Here is a 20085-nt window from a genome sequence, read left to right as displayed (position 1 = left end):
AGTTTAGATTTGAGGGTGTAGAAATGAATTCGGTAACGAATGATTTAGACCAAAATTGGAAAAGCATTGATTGGGTGCTGACGGATGTCGACGATACCTTAACTTGGCAAGGTCAGTTGCCGCCAGAAACTCTAGTGGCGTTGAAAGCGTTAAAAGATGCAGGGAAAAAGGTCGTGGCTGTGACGGGCGCTTGTGCTGGCTGGTGTGATCATATTGCTCAGCTGTGGCCTGTCGATGCGGTTCTCGGTGAGAACGGTGCGTTTATAATGGAAAAGACAAACGGTTATCTGACATTGCGCTCTGATATCCCTTTGCCAGAAGTCAGTGCCAATCAGAGTAAGCTGAAAGAGCAAGTATTAGTTATTTTAGGCGATTATCCAGAGCTTAGTTTAACGCTGGATCAGTCTTACCGTTTGTGTGAGGTTGCGATCGACATCGGTCAAAACCGTCCAAAAGTCGACGATGCCATTATTGAAGAGATTGTCTCTAAGATTCACGCTTTAGGTGCACATGCCACAGCAAGCTCTATTCACATTAATGCTTGGTATGGTGAGCACTCTAAGAAAGCGACATCGACCGCCTTTCTCAAGGAGAAGGGGCTATCTGATCAAGAGATAGTCGAACGTAGTTGCTATGTTGGTGACTCGATGAACGACCAATACATGTTTGAAATTTTGCCTTTTAGTGTTGGGGTCGCCAATATTCAGCATTACTGGGGTCGACTTGAGCATCATCCATCAGTGGTGATGAGTAAACCCGGCGGATACGGTTTTTCAGAGTTTGTTGATAAGCTACTTGCTTTAAAATAAATCATCTAGATGGACTATCGACTTGGTGCTTTCCCTTATTGGACCTCATTGATGAGGTCCATTTCTTATAATTAATAAATGCCTTAAATTTTTCCTAAAAATAGGCTTTCCTCTTCTCCGAGGGGGGAGTTCCCCGTCTTATTCATTGCCTTCCTTAAGTTGCTCGATTTATATAAATTCTTGACCTATTTGTGTAATTAACCGTTAAGTTATTTATTTTATAATTATAATAAATGGTATTTTGGTTTTTATTAACCTAGTATTTTAGGGGTGTAGATAAATTAATAACTCTTTGAGTTAAATTCACCCTCTTGGTTTGGGTGCTAATTGAGCGATATTTAATTTTTTATTGAATCAACATCATAAAAATAATAAAAAACATGTGCATTTTTTAATCTAGAAAGAGGTTTTTTTAAGATCCATCTCACGTTTTATATTAAAAAAATAATTAATTCCCCTCTGTTTCATAAGTGAGACAAAGCTCTTTATAAACAGAGTCTTGTATTATTAAAACTATTAAATTATCGATAATTGATCGAATAACGATCAAAAAAATAATAAAAATTAAACATATTTCGATTAAAAACAAATCAAAGATATTAATTGAGGTATTTGAATGTTTTAAAATGTGTATATAAGATTGCGCCAAATTTTTAGATATCGGTTGTAAATGTCTTTGAACAGAAATGTTGCTCATTTTGTTATCATATTAATTTCGGTTTTTATAATTTCCGGATGTCAGTCAACTAAACCAGAATGGTATTCAAAACCTAAATTTGATAACGATAAATATATTTATGCCGTTGCTCAAGCACGCACGTTATCTCACGCAAAGAAAATCGCTGTAAACAACATAAACGAGAAACTGTGGACTCAAGTCGAATCAAGTTTTTACATGCGCGATACCGTGCGAGAAACAAACGGTTCTGACTTCTCGAACAGCTTAGTCGACAATAAAGTGAATACTAAAACAGAGTCACTGACTTTAAATGGTATTGAATACTTACAGATGGAAGAGAACGATCTCGGTGCATTTGTCGAAGTTAAAATAAAGAAGAATTTAGTGACTCAGCAGTTAATACGTGAAATTGAAGGTATTAACCGAAAAGCACAGAGAGAAATCGCAGCTCTAAAGCATGAAGATAAACTACTTTGGTGGCTGGATAACCGCACCGTATATCAGATGCAGCACGACGCGTCAGTACGTATTGCTATGCTCGCGCCCTTAAGGCCTAACTATCAAGCTGACGTTAGTTCAATCGAGAAATTCGTGGTTACGTACGAAATAGTAAGTAGCCAAATCAATATTCGCCTTTCATCTGATCGAGAATCGAGCAAGGCAGTCCAGTTATTAGGCAATCAGCTTTCTGAATTTTATATTGCCACATCGACATCTAAGAGAAAGAACCAAACACATATTCTGAAGGTGGATTCAGAGCGCCGAAGAAATAAAGTGGGTGACGCATTTATTTCTACATTGGTTTCGAGTATCAAAGTGGTCAACATGAATTCGAAAACAGTATCTCGCAGTGAAATTATTTCTACGGGTAACTCTGTCACTAACTACAAATATGCTGACGAAGGGGCTGCTCGCCATTTCGATGAGCAAGTAAAAGAACAAGGGATTTGGACAGCGCTAGGTTTAATCAAATAGCAAACTCCAGATTCTATAAAAATAAAATAAAACGAATATATTCGGAGCGAATAAATGTTAAAGAAAACACTGGTGGCTGGTGCTGTGCTTACAACTTTGTCTGGTTGTGCGTCGGTAAGTGAAGTATGTACGCCTGATACACGCGTAGAAATCGAAGCTGCTGACATTCAGTTGCCTTCTTCAGACGACACTAAAGTTGTTGTCCTACCTGTTGACCTTGAGTTCAAGAACTCTGCATCGAAAAAGATGCAGGCAGCAATGCGAAATGCGCTAGAAACACAGATCGATGCAACGGGTGCAAATCTTGTTGATCGTAAAATTGCCAACAAAGTGAAAGGCGAGATCAAACTGGCTGAACAAAGTGGCCGTCTAAGCAGTAAAGGTGTACCAATCGCTGATTACGCGGTTATCACAGAGATCACTCGTGCTGACTTGAGTACCTCTTTCAGCGAGCGTCGTACTTACGAGAACGATGAAGGTGAGACCAAGGTTGTTCCAGCTTCATGTAGCTATGATTTTGACGTAGAAGCGATTGCAAAAGTTGTTGCTCTGCCAAGCATGGAAGTGATGAAGCGCATTAAGCTTGAAGGCGATTTTTATTCATCGTCAGAAACTAGCAATTCTCGTTGTCCGGTAAGTGAATCCGGTTACGGCTCAATGGCAGCGAAAGCAGCGGCAGAAGCAGTAGATCATTCGACTGACCTGAGCAAGATGTTGGCGGCAAGTGCACCGGTTCTAGAGATGCGCCAATGTGCAGCTGGGACTCAAGTACGTGTTGCGATGGGTAAACAACAAAAAATTAAACCGGGTGCAGATATTGTGTTCTCGAACGCTATGAAATCTCTTGAAGGTGACACAGAAATTTACCCAATCGGTGAAGGCTACGTTGTAAATAACGAGATTAACGCCGTAACTGACAAACACTCTTGGATCGTGATCGATGAAGAGCTCTCACTAAAAGTGAAAAAGGGCACGATGGGTAAGGTAGATGCATCAAGTATTCAATGCGATTTTACCGATTTAGAATGCCACGAAAAAAACCTTAGGAATAGCATCTAATTTATGAAAAAACTACTTATTGCAACATCACTAGTGACGATTTTATCTGGTTGTCAGAGCAACAATGCGACAGTTAAGGAAGCGCAAAACTTTGCGCCTTGTACTTTCCCTGATGCACCTACTGTATCAGCACCGGGCTGGATCTGCGATGTGATTCCTACTGATATCGCTACTGCTGCTAAGGGCTACGCCAAGAAAAGTGCAGCGGGTATGACTGTGATGCGCAAGATCGCCGTTAATGATGCACGTGTAAACCTTGCTGCTGAATTTGAAACGGATGTGAGCAACTTGTTCCAAGCGGCGACAGAGGGCGTAACGTCAACTTCAGCTGCTGGGGGGGTAACTGTTGTAACTGAAGATGTTAAGGAGACATTCGAAAACATCACTAAGTCGGTTGTCAACAAAACACTAACCAACAGTCGTGTCATCGTGAGCCAAGCAAGCCCAACGGGTGGCCTGTATGTTCTAGTCGGTATGGACCAAGCAGCATACGATGCAAACATGAACAAAGTTATCGACGAAGTTGCTGGTGAAGATTCTGCATTGTGGGACCAATTCAACAACGAAAAAGCGGCTGAAGATCTTGCAGCAGCGTTCGTAGCATTGAAAAAGTAACCGCTTAATTGCGATGAGTAAAAGTGAAAAAGGCCGCCAATTGAGTGGCCTTTTGTTTCTCTACACTCTTGGAGTGAACTATGCACAAAATGATCAATAAAACAGTATTGGCTGTTGTCATCTCAGCCGCGTTTAGTAGTCAAGCTCTGGCGGTAACAGAAGACCAAAGGCAACAGCTAGACAGCGCAATTGTTAAAGCCAGTCAGTCTCAAGAAGACAAGATCAAAGAGTTCCATGCTTACGTAAATGCTTACTTAGATGAATACGAAGCATGGCGCGACGAATATACCAACAACCTTGATCAGCGCCGTAGCGATCTGATTAAGGATTGGGGGGAAGGTGAGGTTTCATCTCAAACCAAACAGGTCGAGTATTCGCAAGGCGATCAAGTTAAGACTGCTGTCGATTATGAAAGTAACACCGCGACGGTATCTGTTTTGGTTGATGAAGACAGCACACCTGACGAGATCAAAGCGCTTGTAAAAGAGATTCCTGTTGAAGTGGAAGGTCAAAGTGTTGAACTGGCCGACTTGAAAGCGGCAGACCATGCTGTGTTGTACTCGTTGGAAAAAGAGCAACAAGAAAAAGACTTTGTAATCGACCAGACGCAAAGTCAAATGAATGAGCTTGATGTTCAAGCTGAGCGTCTTATTCAATCAAACACTGGCATTCCAGATTCATTCATTTATCAGCGTGCTCACAACAAAAAACTGGCACTCATAAGCAAAGCGCAACAGCGTATTGCAGCACAGACTAAGCTGTACGACGAAATGCGTGCTAAATACGGAATTGAAGTGACAAGACCAGAGCCTCAGGTTGAACAGGTTGAAAAAGTAGAATCCCCTAAGGAAGTCGCTAAATTAGAGCCAGTCGCAGAACCAAAGCAGCCTTCGAAAGTGGTTGAAAAGACCATAGAGAACGCAGTTGAAAAAGTACCTGAAATTAACGCTGTGAAACTTGAGCCTGCAGTGGAAGTGGCTGCTACGCCAGTGAAACCGAAAAAGGTGGTGACCTACAAAGTTAAACTTCCTGAAAACAGCTTAAAAGCGCGCGCAAGCAAATACAGCGCTTTAGCTGAGAAAGAGAGTAAAAACTGGGAGATTGATGCGGCATTGATCATGGCGATTATGCACTCGGAATCGGCTTTCCGTCCTGATGCGAAATCGCACGTTCCAGCATTTGGTTTGATGCAAGTGGTACCAACCAGCGCCGGGCATGATGTGAACAAACAAGTTCGCAATATTGATGCGCCGATGAAAGTGGCTGATTTGTATCAACCTGTGATTAACGTAGAAACCGGAACGGCTTATCTAGATATCTTGAACAGCAAATATCTACGTAGGATCAAAAATGACGAAAGTCGTTTGTACTGTGTGATTGCGGCATATAACACCGGCGCGGGCAACGTGGCGAGAGCATTTAATAAAGATCGCTCTACCAGTATTGGTAAAGCTTCTAAGGTGATTAATGAACTGACGCCACAAGAAGTCTATGACCAACTGGTTGCTAACCTGCCATACGATGAAACCAAGAACTACTTAAAGAAAGTAAACAGTCGTATTGCATTGTATAAGTGATAATTAAGTCATATATGAGATAAGTAGAGCAAAAATAAAGTACATGTTGTTGGCATGTACTTTTCTATTAGTGGAAGAGTAGAGAGTAACTATGTTTAAAATTTTCGCGTTAGCGTTTATCGGTATTGGTATTTACCTTGGTCTTAACTACAGCGATGAAATTGAAAGCATCATGGATACTGATGCGTTTGAGCGAGTGCAAGAAAAAGCCGAAGACGGCACAGATGCTTTAATGGATAAGATCGACGAGATTAAAGGTTAATAATGTCTCAAGAACAGAGCACAGATCTTCAAAAAGATATACAAGAAGAACTGCAAGAACTTCAGGATACGCAAGAGTCACTGTTAGAAGAGCAAAAGAAAGGCGGGATAGCGCGCACCATTGGTTTAGTCTCGGTTATTTCTATTGCTTTGGGCGGCTTTAATGACAGCTTCGATGCATTAGAAAAAATGTTTGATTTCGGTCTTTCTCAAATGACGGATATTCCATCACATAGAAAGCTGGATAAGATTTATATTCGTTCATCCGCTGAAACTTTGGATCAAACATTTGGTGCACCTGTCTATATTAAGCGCGCAACAACGAACGATGTGATCAAGTATTATCAAGACGACAACTTCATTCTTTCGGCTATCACGCGGGACAACGCCATTGTTGCTTATCTCGTATTCCCTAATGAAGGCTTTGCTCCAGAAACTCTAGAGCACGCAGGTGGTTCGGATTTCTTCTCTCACTCTTTTAGTGCCATTGAGAGTGTTAATGAAATCCGAGCATCGTTTGCAAGAACTGGCAATTACTACATTGAAGAAAATAACGGTGGTGAATTTGGCTACTTATATTCTTCAATCAGTGGTGTCAGTGAATTTGTCTCGCCAATGACAAAGGAGAGTAAGGCGTTACTTGCTGAAGTCGTGGATTCATTGACCATGGATGAGAATGTCGCGGAAAACGTAGGAGCTTTGCGTATGAGCACGATCCCGAACTTCTATGGTTACAGTACTCTAGGTGTCGGTGCTTTAGAAGAAGCTATTTTGTCTAACACAGAATATCGTTTAATTCATAAGACTTAACCATTAACACGTGAGTTCTAGCTTTTTGCGAAGCTAGAACTTTATTAACAGTTGGAATATGGCAAATTTAAAGTTCGAAAGCTTTCTAGATCGGCTTAAGGGTGATAACAGAATCATTATTCAAGCTCATGACTTCCCTGATCATGATGCAATCTCTTCCGCATACGCACTGGCATATTTACTAAGAAAGAAAGGCCTGAGCACATTTATTACATTTCACGGTTATATAGATAGAGTGTCACTCCGGAATTTAATTGACTGGCTAGAGATTCCAGTTTGTGAGCCAAAAGAGCTAAAATTACAACCTAATGATAAAATCATTGTGGTTGATGGCTGCATTGGCGAAAAGAATATTACGGATCTCCCAGGGTTAGAAGTCGGTGTAATTGACCATCACCAAGTGAAAACACCTGACTTTGTGTGGTATGCAGATGTTCGTCCTGACTATGGCTCGACCGCAACTATGATGGTTGAGTATTACAGCTACTTCAGTTTACCTATGCCAAAGCGTGTTGCCACAGCTTTATTGGTCGGTCTGAGTTTTGATACCGCAAATTTTACGCGAGCAGTGGGAACAGCAGACCTGAGAGCATTGTTGTATCTTCAAGCCAGAGCCGATAATGAGATGGTTAATAGAATTTGTCGAAACTAAGTGGAGTTCCATGAACTACAACTCTTCAACGCAATGCTATCAAGTATGCGCCGTGAAAAAAATGCCGCGTTTGCTGCCCTTCCCGAAGGGTGTCCTAAAAATATGCTCGGTGTGCTAGGTGATTTTCTACTTGGCGTCGATGAGCTTGATATCGTCGTTCTAACGGCTAGAAATAGTGAAAAAACTTTCATTTCTCTTCGTTCCGAGTGTTCAAAAAACAATGTGGCGAAGATTATTCGAAAGGTACTGAACGACAAAGGAATTGGCTTTGGTGGCGGTCATTCTCATATGGCTGGTGGTATTATCAACCGTCAGTTTCAAAAAAGTGATGAACTAGATTGTATCTATAATTTGATTCGACCGAGCCTTGTGCTTGATGCCTAAGTTCATTATTGAAGATACTTGTGCCCGATAAGAAGCATCAACTCAAAAGGCGATAACGAAAGTTGTCGCCTTTGTCTTATTAGGAACAAATAAAACACCTAAATAGTCAATCAACCATTGTCTTGAAGTGACTCGGTGCACAAGTTGATGAGCGCAAGGCCTATCTCGTCAAATTGGAATATAGGTTCATGCCGAATTTATGAGACGCTTGCTCTGAGTGTCACTTGAATCACAAGGAAGTTGAATGCATCACTTTAATATCCGCGCGTTGGAATACCTTAATGCTTTATCGAAATACGGTTCGTTACGTAAAGCGTCGAAGATGTTGAATGTTGATCCTGCAGCAGTGAGTCGTATGTTGTCTCAACTTGAAGATCAAGTTGAGATGAAGGTGTGGGAGCGCAATAACCGTCAGTCCTATTTAACGGAAGCGGGAAACGAGTTGTTGAATCACTATCGTACCATTATAAGAGGTGAGGCGGCAGTATTAACTCAATTGACCAAGCTTAAAAACCTGACCGGTGGTAGCGTCAGCATTGCGATAGGTGAAGGGTTCATCACCAATTTAGTGTCTAAGCCGATGCAGACCTTTATGACCCGTTACCCAGACATCAACTTGTCGATAGAAATAGCCGGTGCTCTTGATGCAGTTAAGATGCTTGAAGATCAGCAGATCGATTTTGCCATCACTTACGCAGCAGCGCCGCACCCGAAACTACGAACGCATGTGGAACGCAGTCACCCATTAGAACTTATTGCCCCGAAAGGGCACTTTCTAACAATGAAAGAGACACCTGTGACGCTGCAAGAAATCAAAGAGGTGTCGCTGGCTTTAATAGACACTTCGACTGGTATGGGACGATTAGTGAAACATGCCGAGCAAATGTCGCATTTTAATCTCCAACCTAAATTGCAAACCAACTCGGTTACTGCGCTGACTAACTTTGTTGTTGCGGGGCTTGGCGTCACTTTTATGCCTAAGCTGACGGTTCTCGAAGAGATAGAATCGGGCCGTATAGAAGTCGTGCCAACGGAGATTGAGGTGTTATCTAAAGCGACCGTTAAGGTGCAATCTTTGAAAGGCAGAGAACTGAGTCTTCAAGCCGAAACCTTCCTCGATTTCTTAATGGAGAACACGTCTTTTTTGCGTAGCGATGCTCACGCTATTGTTTTGTAATCCCACGTATTTCTTTTTATCATGCAGTGATGACTTTTTATCAACGCTAACTGTATTGTTAAGTCAATGCCCTCCCAATAAAGTGTCCGAAAGTTACAAGAATGTTGCGTGACATAAAAGGCGGATGCAATGGAAGTTATCGTTATTGGCAGTGGTGTTATTGGGTTGACTAGCGCATGGTATTTGGCGAAAGAGGGCCACTCGGTGACGGTTTTCGACCGTCAAGATAGCAGTGGTAAGGAAACCAGTTTTGCGAATGCTGGCCAAATCTCTTACGGTTACTCTTCCCCATGGGCCGCTCCCGGAATTCCTTTAAAAGCGATGAAATGGTTAACCCAAGAGCATGCGCCACTAAAAGTGAAACCGTCACTTTCCCCTGAATTGGTTTCTTGGGCGACTAAGATGCTCGCCAATTGCAATGAAGCCAAATACGCACAGAATAAATCTCGTATGCTGAGAGTGGCAAATTACAGTCGTGATTGCCTGACTCACCTGCGAACCAGTGAAGAACTGGCTTATGAAGGTCGGCAGAAAGGGACACTGCAAGTGTTTCGAAGCGAGAAACAATTGGATTTCATTCAGCAGGATATGAAGCTGCTTAAAGAGAGTGGAATCGAACATTCGTTGTTTGATGTTGAACAGTGCTTATCTATTGAACCGGGCTTAACAGACGTGAAAGATAAGCTGGTGGGTGGCCTGTATTTACCACATGATGAAACCGGTGATTGCCATCAATTCTGTTTAACCTTGACTGAGAAAGCCAAGCAACTCGGTGTTAGGTTCGTGTTTGATACTGAAGTGGTAAGTTTGAATCATCAGAATCAAAACATCGAGAGTATTACAACGACTCAAGGTGTATTCAAAGCGGACGCTTACGTAGTTGCATCAGGAAGTTATTCTCGTGATCTGCTGAAACAAGTCGACTTGTCTGTCCCGGTTTATCCAGTCAAAGGGTATTCACTAACACTACCGATCGTGAATGCAGATAAGTCACCAACCTCGACTGTTATGGATGAAACCTACAAAGTGGCGATGACGCGATTTGATGAGCGTATTCGCATTGCAGGGACGGCAGAGCTCGCGGGTTTTGATTACCTGATACCGGAAAAACGCAAAGCCACGATTGATATGGTGATCAAAGATCTCTTTCCTCAAGCAGGGGACTTTTCTAAGGCTGAATACTGGACTGGGTTAAGGCCAATGACGCCAGATGGCACACCTATTATCGGTAAAACACCGATTAAGAATCTGTTTACTAATACGGGGCACGGGACCTTGGGTTGGACAATGGCGTGTGGCTCAGGAAAGATCTTAGCAGGCGTTGTTAGTGGCTCTACGAGTGATATCAAAACTGATGACTTGAGTATTCATCGCTACTTGTAGCTCATCAAAATACTTGGTCATACGAATTAGCCCATGTTTATCATTAAACATAGGCTAATTTGATTTTAGTGTTGCTGCTTATCTAGTGGTGGTTTCTAACACATGAGTAAAGCGTTCCCACGATTTCTGGTCAGCTTCATGTTGATAGTTATTAGATCCGAATACTGTGAAGGCATGTGGAGCTCCACTATAAGTGATCATTTCATGCGGGACTTTAGTCGATTCGAGTTGGGCTGCTAGGCTGCCAAAATCTTCCATTGAAATCATCGAATCTGCTGTGCCATGGAACACGACGACAGGGGCTTTAGTCTGAGAGTAATCTTGGTCTTTCGGTGTTGATAAACCACCATGGAAGGTGACATAAGCTTTCGAAGGAATCCCCGCACGCGCAGCTTCTAACACAGCGGCTCCGCCAAAGCAGTATCCCATCATCACGTTGTTATCTAAGTTGCCGCCAAGCCGTTTGGCTTCCATTGCACCTGCATTAAGTAGCGCACGCATTTTTTCTCTGTCTTTATACAGTTCGCCCGTGTGCTGTTTTTTATCTTTCACTTCGGTTGGGCGGATACCTTTGCCAAATAGGTCGATGGCGAACACGTTGTAACCCAGTTCATTTAGCATCTCAGAACGTTTCTTTTCGTAATCCGTTAAGCCGTCCCAATCATGTACTAGCAGCACCAAAGGAGCCTGATCACTGGCTTCACTCCAATAACCTTCGTAGTCCATACCGTCGACTTGATAAGTGACGTTTTCTCCAGAAATTGCAGAGAAGGGCAGTAAAACTGAAAACAAGCCTAGCGTGGTGAGTGTTCGCATGCGTTATTCCTTTCGGTGACGGTGACGTTCCAATCGAAAGTATAGATAACGCGATGATTCTCGCCAGATTTCCGTCTCTAATTTGAAGTGTAACGGTGGAGGTAAAGATTGAAGGGGAAGGGGGTAAACAGCCATCACGCATGAAGTGTGATGGCTGTTTGCCGTTGTTTTCAGAAAACGGAAGTTCAAATAGCTGAAGTTAGAAGTAAGGAGAGTAATTACCAGGAAGCGTTGGTCGTGCTGCTGCACATATCTGGATATTTACGCTGATAGCGCGGCAACATCGACTCGTTGCCTAAGATGCCACCTTGATGGATGTAGATGATGGTTTTGGTCGGGTTGTCTTCTTGCCATTGTTCCAAGCATTGCCACATTAATGGGTCATACAGTAGGTCGAACTCCACGTCGGTTTGCTCTTGTAGATCTAACCAAGTTTGGTAATCCTGCTGATACAACTTACCAAAGTGATGCTTGGCTTTGAGTGGTAATATCTGCGGGTGATCGGTCTCGCCAAGCTCATTGAACTGCTGCGTTAAGTAGTCACTGCCACCAACACATGCACAGGTTAAAACCGGGATGTTGTGCAGCTTCAAATGTTTATGAAGATAAAGCGCTGTGCTACCAGTACCAGCGGGCAGTGCAACTACGAAATCGTGCTTGTTTTCGAAGCGCGTCCAGCTGAGTATTTCCATCGCCAGTTGTTTTACACCATATTCAGAAAGCTGAGAGCGGCCACCTTCTGGCAAAACAATGCAGTGTGAGTCTGGTTGTCTTACTTGTTCGATATATTCTTGTGGATGAAGTTCAGAGCCCATCTCTTTGGTTGAAATAACCTTAGCCCCAAGGTCAATCGCACCACGGTAATTACCGGTAGGGCGTTCTTGTAGCCATTGAGGAAGGTGGTCGATGTAAAACTCAAGCGTCCAGCCTTTGATCTTTGCGAGTGCGGAGAGTGAGAACAGAGAGTTCGCCTGAGCAGAACCATAGCTGATCAAAGTGGTGATTTCTGGTTGCTCATCTTCCAACAGCTTCATGAATTTTCGGGCTTTGTTGCCGCAAAAGTGGGAGTGAAGCTGGTCGTCACGCTTTAAGAAAAAGGTGTGGTCGTTGTATTGATGCTGAGTTACAGGGCTATTATTTAGTTTCATCGCACTTAGACAAAATGCTGACTAAAGAGCCAGCATTTTTAAATCAAATAGGGCCAACGAGTATCTAGTAGCGAGCGAGTGCTGTAAACCAACTAAATCAAGTTTTCGTCGGATATTGAGCTTAGTGCTACGAGTTTACTTGCTCTGAGATGGACAAGGGTGAATCGGTTTGAAAGGCGATTTTCGCGGTGCAGCCACCACAGCTACGATTGAACAATTCAAAGTCCCAATGGAAGCGCTGACACAAGTCATCGACAATCAACAAGCCTAGCCCATGACCATTTGGGTTGTATTGTTCCTGAAGGCCTTCTCCTTGGTCTTCAATCACAAGAGTGTCTTGGGAAAGAGTGATAGTTACGGTGCCGCTATTGGTCGCAGCAATCGCATTTCTCAATAAGTTTCCGACCAACATATTCATGATGGTACTGGTGGCTTGGATGGTTGGTTCTGATTGAATCTGTAAGGCAATTTCGACTTCTTTCTCTTTTGCCTGCAACGAGTTTTTCGAAACGATAGTCTCTAATTCTTGCTGGGTGAACAAGCGCAGCGGTGCATCGTCGCTGTTTCTTTCGTAACGAACGAGACCAAGCAGGGCATCGACCATTTCTGACATTTGAACAATGGCGTCATCAATACGTTCAACTTGGCGAGATTGAAACTCGGTTGTTTCGCTGCGAAGTAGTAATTTATTTGCCCCGCGAGCGACCGTCAGCGGGGTTCTCAGTTCATGACTTGAGTAGCGAGCAAAGGCTTGTTCGCGCTTGAGCAGGGAGTTGATTTCTCGGCGATATTGATTGAGTTGATCGGTCAGTTGACGAAATTCCACCGCCGCATCGTCACTCACGCCAAACTCTTCGTTTAGGTTGAGTTTATTCGATTCCAGTTGGGCGGAGAGCGAGTTGAATGGTTCAATCAAACGCTTGGAGAGTCTATAGAGTAATGCCCCAAAGCTGAATATCAGAATTGAGAGAAGCGTTAACATAAATGTCGTCGCATACACCAATTCATAGATATCAAACTCGACACGATCGATTTCAGACAACAGAACGATTGGGTGGGTTTTCCCTTCATCAGAATATTCACCGACATACACCATGCGTGATTCGGGTTCATCGCCAACTTCGCCCAGAAAGCTATCTTTTCCTTCTATATATTTAGTGTATTTCTTTGGAATGTAAGCCAGATCGTTGTATGCCACTGTGAGATCATCAATGCGAATCTCACCACTTTCTCCAGATTGGAATAAGCCAACCGCGTAGTTGCGATCGATAAGAATGCGCTTTTCCCCAACACGATCTTCAGACAAATACAGTGCGGCAATAAACACCACATAGACGAATGCAGATACAATCACGGCCATTAACCCAAAGAAAACCGCTAAGCGGCCAGTTAGGGTTTTGGTGCTGGAGAGAACATTTGAAATCAATTCGATGACTCCAAACGGAATCCTACTTTAGGGACAGTAATCAACATTTGGGTGTCGAAAGGTTTGTCGAGTTGATTACGCAATTGATAGATGTGACTGCGTAACACATCATTGTTGGGTTCGTCTTCTTCCCATAATTTGTACGAGATATCTTCACGAGTGACTACTTCAGGTGCGCTTTGGCAAAGCATCTCAAGGATGGTGTAAGTGGTTGGGTTGAGCGCAAGAAGCTTATCTTGTCGGTAAGCTTTACGGATTTTTTGGTCGATGGTGAGCTCGCCGAACTGCAGCTTAGAAGAGGCTACTTTTCCTCGGTAACGACGAACCAGCGCGTTCATTCTGGCTTCCAAAATATCTAAATCAAAAGGCTTGGTGAGGTAATCATCGGCACCGTGTTCAAAGCCTTTCAACATGTCTTCACGGCTATCCAGTGCGGTAAGCATAAGGATCGGGGTTGTATTACCTTGGTCTCTTAGCTTGTTGCAAACCGTTAGGCCGTCCATTCTTGGCAGCATCAGATCCAATATGATGATATCAAACGAGTTATCCATCGCGAGTTGCAAGCCAAGTTCGCCGTTGTCCGCGTAATCGAGTTCCATGCCAATACACTCAAAATAATCAAACAAGACACCTGCAATTTCACGGTTATCTTCGACTAATAGAACTCGTTTCATTTTGATTCTCATACAGAAATAGACAGTAACATTATCCTGAGTGAGCGTGAAAAATATGTCAATAACATAACTTTCACTTATGGGAGGGTAGATTGGCTCCAGATTAAAAAATAGAAGAACGTATTATGTCTGAACTTCATATTAGCCGCCCTAAGATATCTACATCGCAGATCAATCCTGCAGTATCTCTGTCTATCATTGTTCCCTTCTACGATGAACAAGAGGTGTTGGAAGAGTTCCACTCTCGCCTCACTAAGGTTCTCGATAGCTTGCCGATCACAAGTGAGATTGTTTATGTCGACGATGGCAGCAAAGACAACAGCTTGGACTTGGTGAGTTCATTCACTTCAATCAATAGTTCAATCTCGGTCATTGGTTTAAGCCGCAACTTTGGTAAAGAGTCAGCCATGAGCGCTGGCCTTGAGCATTGTCGTGGACAAGCCGTAATCCTATTAGATGCTGATTTACAAGATCCACCGGAGCTGATTCCGCAAATGATCGCCAAGTGGCGTGAAGGCTATGACGTGGTCAATATGCAGCGCAGCAAGCGTGATGGTGAAACGTGGTTTAAGAAGTTTTCAGCGGCAAGTTTTTACAAAGTCATGAACGTGGCTGCGAAGATCGATGTTCCTGAAAATGTCGGTGACTTCAGACTGTTGAGCCGTGAAGTCGTCGATCATATCAATCAACTTCCTGAACGTAATCGCTACATGAAAGGCATTTTTTCATGGCCGGGTTTCCGACAAGCGACGCTCCAATTTAAGCGCGACGCTCGCTTTTGTGGTGAGACCAAGTGGAACTACTTGAAGCTTATCGGCTTGGCGATGGATGGCATCACCTCGTTTTCTATTCGACCACTGCGTATTGCAACGGCAGTCGGCGGCCTCGTCGCCCTAACAGCTTTTGTGTATGGGATGGTCATCGTGTTCAAAACCATGATGTTTGGTGAGCCGATCACGGGTTACCCATCAATGATGGTCGTTCAACTTGCCCTTGGCGGCATTCAACTTCTGAGTATTGGTTTAATGGGGGAGTACATAGGTCGTATTTTCATTGAAACCAAGAATCGTCCTTTGTATCTGATCCAATCGGTGGTCGATACACCTGCATTAAAAACACATTTTAAATTAGAGGAGTCAGCATGAGCCTGAACCGAACGCACTTATGGTACTTGTTGGCTTTTGCATTGGTTCTAAGGCTTTTATCTCTGGCGACATACCCGTTAATGGACACCACCGAAGCACGCTATGGCGAAATGGCTCGTCTGATGGTGGAAACAGGCAATTGGTTAACACCTCAGTTTGATTACGGCATTCCTTTCTGGGGTAAGCCACCGTTGTTCACATGGATGAGCGCGGCCGGTATTGAGTTGTTCGGCTTGAGTGAATTTGCGGTTCGCGCACCTCATTGGTTAGCGGGTGTCGTAACGATTTTGTTGACGGCTTACATGGCCAAACGAACAGGGCAAAGTGCGTTGGTTGCCGCGGTAGTGTTGGCGACATGCGGTATTTTCTCAATTGCGGCGGGTGCTGTGATGACAGACATCGCGTTAACCTTGGCGATGACCATTGCCATGTTAGGTTTTTACCTATGTTGGTTAGGAGGAGAGGGTTCAAAGGCAGAAGGGAGCGCGAAGACTAATCGAGCTTGGGGTTATGTTGGTTTCATTGGTTTAGCACTAGGCTTGCTTGCAAAAGGACCTGTAGCGATTGTTATCATGGGCATCGCAGTTTTCCCTTGGTTAGTATTACAGCATGGCTTCTTTGGTGCTTTCAAAGTGTTGTGGCAACGCTTTCCACTGTTGTCGGGCTTAGGCGTGATGTTGGCGATTGCCTTACCGTGGTACATCATGGCGGAAATGGCAACGCCGGGTTTCATTGATTACTTTATCGTTGGCGAACACTTTAAGCGTTTTGTTGTGAGTGGCTGGGAAGGGGACCTTTACGGCTCCGCTCATGATGAAACACGAGGCATGATCTGGATATTCTGGATTCAAGCTGCGGCCCCTTGGTCGATTGTGTTGCCTATACTAGCGTTTGCTCGACGTAAGAAAATTGCAGAAATTAATACTGAAAATCGCGGCTTGTTTTCATTCCTTGTGTGTTGGTTGGTCTCTCCTCTGATTCTTTTCACTATGGCGGGCAATATTCTTCCTGCTTACGTGTTACCGGGTATTCCAGCTCTTGGTTTGTTGGTTGCTATACTCGTAGTGGAAAAAGATAAGAAGTGGTTCTCGAGCGTGGCTTTAGTTCTACCCGTCTTATTGATGATCGCGATGGTTTACCTGAACTTAGGCAAGGCGAACGAGAAAAGCGACCGTATCATCTTCGAACAGATCACCGATTCATCACCGAGTTTTTATGTAGGGAAGCGACCGTTCTCTGGGCAATTTTATAGCCATGGTCAAGCGAAGAAGCTACTTGATATCGAGCAACTCGATGGCATCGACAAGTTCTATTTGATTGGTAAAAGAGCCGAAGTCGAAATCAAGATCAAAGACAACGCATTAACGTGTATTTTGGAACCGACGGTCAAAGTAAAGCGCGCTTTATTCAGTTGTCATAGCCAAAACATCAAACCAAATTTGTCGTTGAGTCACATTCGAAGTGAAAGTGATGTTCAGCGTTAACTCAGGGCTGCGAATGATCAATAACAAGCTTCATACACAAAGCCAAAGGCTTCAGTCCCATCACAAGATGGTTCGGTTCGCAGTGGTTGGTGTTGGCGGGTTTGTTGTTGACTGCTTTGTGTTTGCATTGCTCCATTACGTTATTGGGTTGCCTTTAATGAATGCGCGAATTGGCTCCTTCATTGCAGCCGCAACGACAACGTGGTTTGGTAATCGTGTGCTGACTTTTGGGTTCAAAGGGCAGGGTAATTGGTCTCAAAAATTGATTCAGTGGCAAAAGTTCATGTTCTCAGCGTCGATATCGGCAGTACCTAATTTACTATGTTTTAAGTTGATGACTGAATTACTGCCTGCGTTTACTGGGGCAGTGTTTATTGCCATGGCAGTTGGTATCTTGGTAGGCATGGTCACTAACTATCTGTTTAGTCAATATTGGGTCTTTACCCGCTAGAATCCCTTGTAATCACATAACCAAGTGAAACCTTTGGGTAGTTCATTTGTAACAGGTACAAAAAAGCGCAGCTAAATAGCTGCGCTTTGTATTTTTATGATAATCAAGTAAATGAAGTCGCTATATTAACGCTGTGTTGCGCGTTGGCGATTCTTGCCATTACTTGCAGGTTTACCACCTTGACCATTACCCGCTTTGCTGCGGTTTGGCTTGCCATTTCCGCCGCCGTTGCCTTGCGATTGTTGGCTAGCAGGGGCTTTTTTGATGAAGCCAGTCGCTGGTTTATTTCCATTACCGTTCTGCTTTCCGTTGCCCTGATTGCGGTTGTTTTGGCTACCTGTTGGCTTCTTACCACCCGGTTTAGGCTTATTGCCACCTGGCTTAGAATGGTTACGTGGGCTTTCGCCGCCAAGACCCGGTTGAGCTTTACTGTGCTTAGTTGCGAAACGTTGTGAGCCGTGACGACCAGACTTACGACGCTGTGCCGGTGTCTGAGCTTCAAAATCTTCTTCAGGGACTAAGCAGTTCGCTTTATCACCAATTAGGTGCTTTTTGCCCATGCTGATCAGTGCTTCACGGATGATCTTCCAGTTCTCAGGATCGTGGTAACGAAGCAGTGCTTTATGCAGACGACGTTGACGATCACCTTTAGGCACTGGAACATCTTCACGTTTTTTGTATTTCACGCGCTTCAGAGGGTTGGTCTCTGAGTAGTACATCGACGTCGCATTACACATTGGCGATGGGTAGAAGTTCTGTACTTGGTCACACTCGTAGTTGTGCTTTTTCAGCCACAACGCAAGGTTAAGCATGTCTTCATCTTCAGTGCCCGGGTGAGCAGAGATGAAGTAAGGAATTAGGTACTGTTTCTTACCAGCTTCAGCGCTGTACTTCTCGAACATCTCTTTGAAACGATCGTAAGTTCCCATGCCCGGTTTCATCATCAGATCCAGAGGGCCTTTTTCAGTATGCTCTGGAGCAATCTTTAAGTAACCACCAACGTGATGAGTTACAAGCTCACGTACGTATTCTGGAGACTCAATCGCAAGGTCATAACGAACACCTGACGCGATCATCACTTTCTTGATACCCGGAACCTTTCTCGCTGAGCGGTAAAGGTCAATGGTGTGCTGGTGGTCTGTGTTCAGTTTTTCACAGATTTTAGGGAACACACATGATGGGCGACGACAGTTGATTTCCGCTTTAGGATCAGAACAACCTAGGCGATACATGTTCGCCGTTGGACCACCCAAATCAGAAATAGTACCGGTAAAGCCAGGTACTTTATCTTTAATATCTTCGATTTCATCCAAGATCGATTCTTTCGAACGGTTCTGAATGATACGACCTTCGTGCTCTGTGATTGAACAGAAAGAACAACCACCAAAACAACCACGCATGATGTTAACCGAAGTTTTAATCATGTCGTATGCAGGAATCTTTGCTTTGCCATACATCGGGTGAGGAACACGCTTGTACGCAAGGCCAAACACGTAATCCATCTCTTCAGTTGCAAGAGGAATTGGCGCTTGGTTTACCCATAGCTCGCGGTCACCGTGACGTTGAATAAGAGCACGGCCCGAATACGGGTTAGTCTCTAGGTGCAGAATACGGCTAGCGTGAGCGTAAAGAATACGGTCGTTATTGAGCTTTTCGAAACCAGGGATACGAACCGCGGTTGTTTTTGCATCGTGACGAGAAGGACGAATCGTAATTGGCTGCGCCTTTACTTCTTCTTTTTCATCTTTCTTGGTATCACACTGCGTTTCTACTTCGTACGGGTTAACCGGAACGTAGGCTTTGTTCGGTTTTTCGATACGAGAAGAATCGATAATTTTGTAACCTTCAGGCGCTGCAGGCAGGTTGATTGCAGTACCGCGAATATTTGTCAGCGTTGACATATCTTCGCCGTCGGCAATTCGGTGTGCGACTTCAACCAGTGCACGCTCAGCGTTACCGAAAAGAAGAATGTCTGCTTTTGCATCAAACAATACAGAGCGACGAACTTTATCAGACCAGTAGTCGTAGTGCGCAACGCGACGTAAGCTTGCTTCAATGCCACCAAGAACGATTGGTGTGCCTTTGTAAGCTTCACGACAACGTTGAGAATAAATCAGAGTTGCACGGTCAGGACGCTTACCACCTTCATTGTTTGGTGTGTAAGCATCGTCGTGACGAAGTTTGCGATCAGAGGTGTAGCGGTTGATCATGGAATCCATGTTACCCGCAGTGATGCCGAAGAATAGGTTAGGTCTACCCAGTTCCATGAAGGCATCTTTACTGTCCCACTTTGGTTGAGCAATGATGCCCACGCGGAAACCTTGAGCTTCAAGCAAACGGCCAATGATAGCCATACCAAAGCTCGGGTGATCGACATAAGCGTCACCAGTTACAATAATAATGTCACAGCTATCCCATCCAAGAGCATCCATCTCCTTTCTACTGGTAGGCAAAAAGGGTGCTGTTCCGTAGCACTCGGCCCAGTATTTTTTGTGTTCGTGAATAGGAGTGATATCGCTGTACATATTTCAACCTCTGATTTTTGAGGCGGGAATTATAG

17 protein-coding genes and 1 pseudogene are annotated in these 20085 nt (G+C 43.9%); 13 read left to right on the top strand and 5 right to left on the bottom strand.

Going from position 1 to position 20085, the window contains the following annotated elements:
* Positions 1-23 precede the first annotated feature (23 nt).
* The 10 genes and pseudogenes from OW495_RS09025 to OW495_RS08980 all read left to right on the top strand — a co-directional run bounded on the left by OW495_RS09025 (position 24) and on the right by OW495_RS08980 (position 10381).
* Positions 24-809, top strand: coding sequence for an HAD-IIB family hydrolase (locus OW495_RS09025; RefSeq protein ID WP_102298853.1), 786 nt, complete (start codon positions 24-26; stop codon positions 807-809).
* 670 nt (positions 810-1479) lie between these two features.
* A complete protein-coding gene (locus OW495_RS09020; RefSeq protein ID WP_289886082.1) occupies positions 1480-2463 on the top strand; it encodes an LPP20 family lipoprotein in 984 nt (327 codons plus the stop codon).
* A 54-nt stretch (positions 2464-2517) separates the two neighbouring features.
* On the top strand, positions 2518-3522 hold the full coding sequence (locus OW495_RS09015; protein ID WP_198592803.1) for a hypothetical protein: 1005 nt from the start codon (positions 2518-2520) through the stop codon (positions 3520-3522).
* A gap of 3 nt (positions 3523-3525) precedes the next feature.
* Positions 3526-4137 carry a lipoprotein gene (locus OW495_RS09010; RefSeq protein ID WP_102295792.1) on the top strand — a complete coding sequence of 204 codons (612 nt, stop codon included), beginning with the start codon at positions 3526-3528 and terminating at the stop codon, positions 4135-4137.
* Positions 4138-4217: 80 nt separating this feature from the next.
* Positions 4218-5714 carry a transglycosylase SLT domain-containing protein gene (locus OW495_RS09005; protein ID WP_102512678.1) on the top strand — a complete coding sequence of 499 codons (1497 nt, stop codon included), beginning with the start codon at positions 4218-4220 and terminating at the stop codon, positions 5712-5714.
* Between the two features lie 91 nt (positions 5715-5805).
* Positions 5806-5976, top strand: a complete 171-nt coding sequence (locus OW495_RS09000) for a hypothetical protein (RefSeq protein WP_196770068.1) — start codon at positions 5806-5808, stop codon at positions 5974-5976.
* A 2-nt stretch (positions 5977-5978) separates the two neighbouring features.
* A complete protein-coding gene (locus tag OW495_RS08995) occupies positions 5979-6785 on the top strand; it encodes an ETEC_3214 domain-containing protein (protein WP_102295788.1) in 807 nt (268 codons plus the stop codon).
* 58 nt (positions 6786-6843) lie between these two features.
* Positions 6844-7821: pseudogene (locus OW495_RS08990) on the top strand (DHH family phosphoesterase).
* A gap of 244 nt (positions 7822-8065) precedes the next feature.
* The gene (locus tag OW495_RS08985; protein WP_102295785.1) at positions 8066-8998 is read left to right on the top strand and encodes a LysR family transcriptional regulator; all 933 of its coding nucleotides are present in this window, start codon (positions 8066-8068) and stop codon (positions 8996-8998) included.
* Between the two features lie 129 nt (positions 8999-9127).
* Complete coding sequence (locus tag OW495_RS08980; protein ID WP_102512677.1) at positions 9128-10381, top strand: D-amino acid dehydrogenase; 1254 nt, start codon at positions 9128-9130, stop codon at positions 10379-10381.
* 78 nt (positions 10382-10459) lie between these two features.
* Here OW495_RS08980 and OW495_RS08975 read toward each other — a convergent pair whose 3' ends face one another.
* The 4 genes from OW495_RS08975 to OW495_RS08960 all read right to left on the bottom strand — a co-directional run bounded on the left by OW495_RS08975 (position 10460) and on the right by OW495_RS08960 (position 14445).
* Complete coding sequence (locus OW495_RS08975) at positions 10460-11197, bottom strand: dienelactone hydrolase family protein (protein ID WP_289886080.1); 738 nt, start codon at positions 11195-11197, stop codon at positions 10460-10462.
* Positions 11198-11415: 218 nt separating this feature from the next.
* Positions 11416-12345 (bottom strand): 1-aminocyclopropane-1-carboxylate deaminase/D-cysteine desulfhydrase, encoded by a 930-nt coding sequence (locus OW495_RS08970; RefSeq protein ID WP_289886079.1) that lies wholly within the window; start codon positions 12343-12345, stop codon positions 11416-11418.
* A 127-nt stretch (positions 12346-12472) separates the two neighbouring features.
* A complete protein-coding gene (locus OW495_RS08965; RefSeq protein ID WP_289886077.1) occupies positions 12473-13771 on the bottom strand; it encodes a HAMP domain-containing sensor histidine kinase in 1299 nt (432 codons plus the stop codon).
* Entirely contained in the window at positions 13768-14445 is a 678-nt protein-coding gene (locus OW495_RS08960; protein ID WP_029225702.1) for a response regulator transcription factor, read from the bottom strand. Before OW495_RS08960 ends, OW495_RS08965 begins: the two co-directional genes overlap by 4 nt.
* A 125-nt stretch (positions 14446-14570) precedes the next feature.
* Between OW495_RS08960 and OW495_RS08955 the strand changes: the two genes are divergently transcribed.
* Genes OW495_RS08955 through OW495_RS08945 form a run of 3 tightly spaced genes read left to right on the top strand, consistent with a single transcriptional unit; the run spans position 14571 to position 17525 of the window.
* On the top strand, positions 14571-15590 hold the full coding sequence (locus OW495_RS08955; protein WP_289886073.1) for a glycosyltransferase family 2 protein: 1020 nt from the start codon (positions 14571-14573) through the stop codon (positions 15588-15590).
* Positions 15587-17074 carry a glycosyltransferase family 39 protein gene (locus OW495_RS08950; RefSeq protein ID WP_289886072.1) on the top strand — a complete coding sequence of 496 codons (1488 nt, stop codon included), beginning with the start codon at positions 15587-15589 and terminating at the stop codon, positions 17072-17074. The genes OW495_RS08955 and OW495_RS08950 overlap by 4 nt, the downstream gene beginning before the upstream one ends.
* Positions 17061-17525, top strand: a complete 465-nt coding sequence (locus OW495_RS08945; protein ID WP_289886070.1) for a GtrA family protein — start codon at positions 17061-17063, stop codon at positions 17523-17525. Before OW495_RS08950 ends, OW495_RS08945 begins: the two co-directional genes overlap by 14 nt.
* A gap of 125 nt (positions 17526-17650) precedes the next feature.
* Here OW495_RS08945 and OW495_RS08940 read toward each other — a convergent pair whose 3' ends face one another.
* Positions 17651-20050, bottom strand: a complete 2400-nt coding sequence (locus OW495_RS08940; protein ID WP_289886068.1) for a YgiQ family radical SAM protein — start codon at positions 20048-20050, stop codon at positions 17651-17653.
* Positions 20051-20085 lie beyond the last annotated feature (35 nt).

This window comes from Vibrio sp. 14N.309.X.WAT.E.F5 (assembly GCF_030397615.1).
Lineage (GTDB): Bacteria > Pseudomonadota > Gammaproteobacteria > Enterobacterales > Vibrionaceae > Vibrio > Vibrio lentus.
The sequence above is the reverse complement of the archived record's forward strand: the minus strand, read 5'-3'. Positions and strand labels throughout refer to the sequence as shown.

What these genes read in the sequence shown, in the direction of transcription:
- OW495_RS09025 (WP_102298853.1), top strand. Translation starts at nt 24, where the DNA reads ATGAATTCGGTAACGAATGATTTAGACCAAAATTGGAAAAGCATTGAT.
- OW495_RS09020 (WP_289886082.1), top strand. Translation starts at nt 1,480, where the DNA reads ATGTCTTTGAACAGAAATGTTGCTCATTTTGTTATCATATTAATTTCG.
- OW495_RS09015 (WP_198592803.1), top strand. Translation starts at nt 2,518, where the DNA reads ATGTTAAAGAAAACACTGGTGGCTGGTGCTGTGCTTACAACTTTGTCT.
- OW495_RS09010 (WP_102295792.1), top strand. Translation starts at nt 3,526, where the DNA reads ATGAAAAAACTACTTATTGCAACATCACTAGTGACGATTTTATCTGGT.
- OW495_RS09005 (WP_102512678.1), top strand. Translation starts at nt 4,218, where the DNA reads ATGCACAAAATGATCAATAAAACAGTATTGGCTGTTGTCATCTCAGCC.
- OW495_RS09000 (WP_196770068.1), top strand. Translation starts at nt 5,806, where the DNA reads ATGTTTAAAATTTTCGCGTTAGCGTTTATCGGTATTGGTATTTACCTT.
- OW495_RS08995 (WP_102295788.1), top strand. Translation starts at nt 5,979, where the DNA reads ATGTCTCAAGAACAGAGCACAGATCTTCAAAAAGATATACAAGAAGAA.
- OW495_RS08985 (WP_102295785.1), top strand. Translation starts at nt 8,066, where the DNA reads ATGCATCACTTTAATATCCGCGCGTTGGAATACCTTAATGCTTTATCG.
- OW495_RS08980 (WP_102512677.1), top strand. Translation starts at nt 9,128, where the DNA reads ATGGAAGTTATCGTTATTGGCAGTGGTGTTATTGGGTTGACTAGCGCA.
- OW495_RS08975 (WP_289886080.1), bottom strand. Translation starts at nt 11,197, where the DNA reads ATGCGAACACTCACCACGCTAGGCTTGTTTTCAGTTTTACTGCCCTTC.
- OW495_RS08970 (WP_289886079.1), bottom strand. Translation starts at nt 12,345, where the DNA reads ATGAAACTAAATAATAGCCCTGTAACTCAGCATCAATACAACGACCAC.
- OW495_RS08960 (WP_029225702.1), bottom strand. Translation starts at nt 14,445, where the DNA reads ATGAAACGAGTTCTATTAGTCGAAGATAACCGTGAAATTGCAGGTGTC.
- OW495_RS08955 (WP_289886073.1), top strand. Translation starts at nt 14,571, where the DNA reads ATGTCTGAACTTCATATTAGCCGCCCTAAGATATCTACATCGCAGATC.
- OW495_RS08950 (WP_289886072.1), top strand. Translation starts at nt 15,587, where the DNA reads ATGAGCCTGAACCGAACGCACTTATGGTACTTGTTGGCTTTTGCATTG.
- OW495_RS08945 (WP_289886070.1), top strand. Translation starts at nt 17,061, where the DNA reads ATGTTCAGCGTTAACTCAGGGCTGCGAATGATCAATAACAAGCTTCAT.
- OW495_RS08940 (WP_289886068.1), bottom strand. Translation starts at nt 20,050, where the DNA reads ATGTACAGCGATATCACTCCTATTCACGAACACAAAAAATACTGGGCC.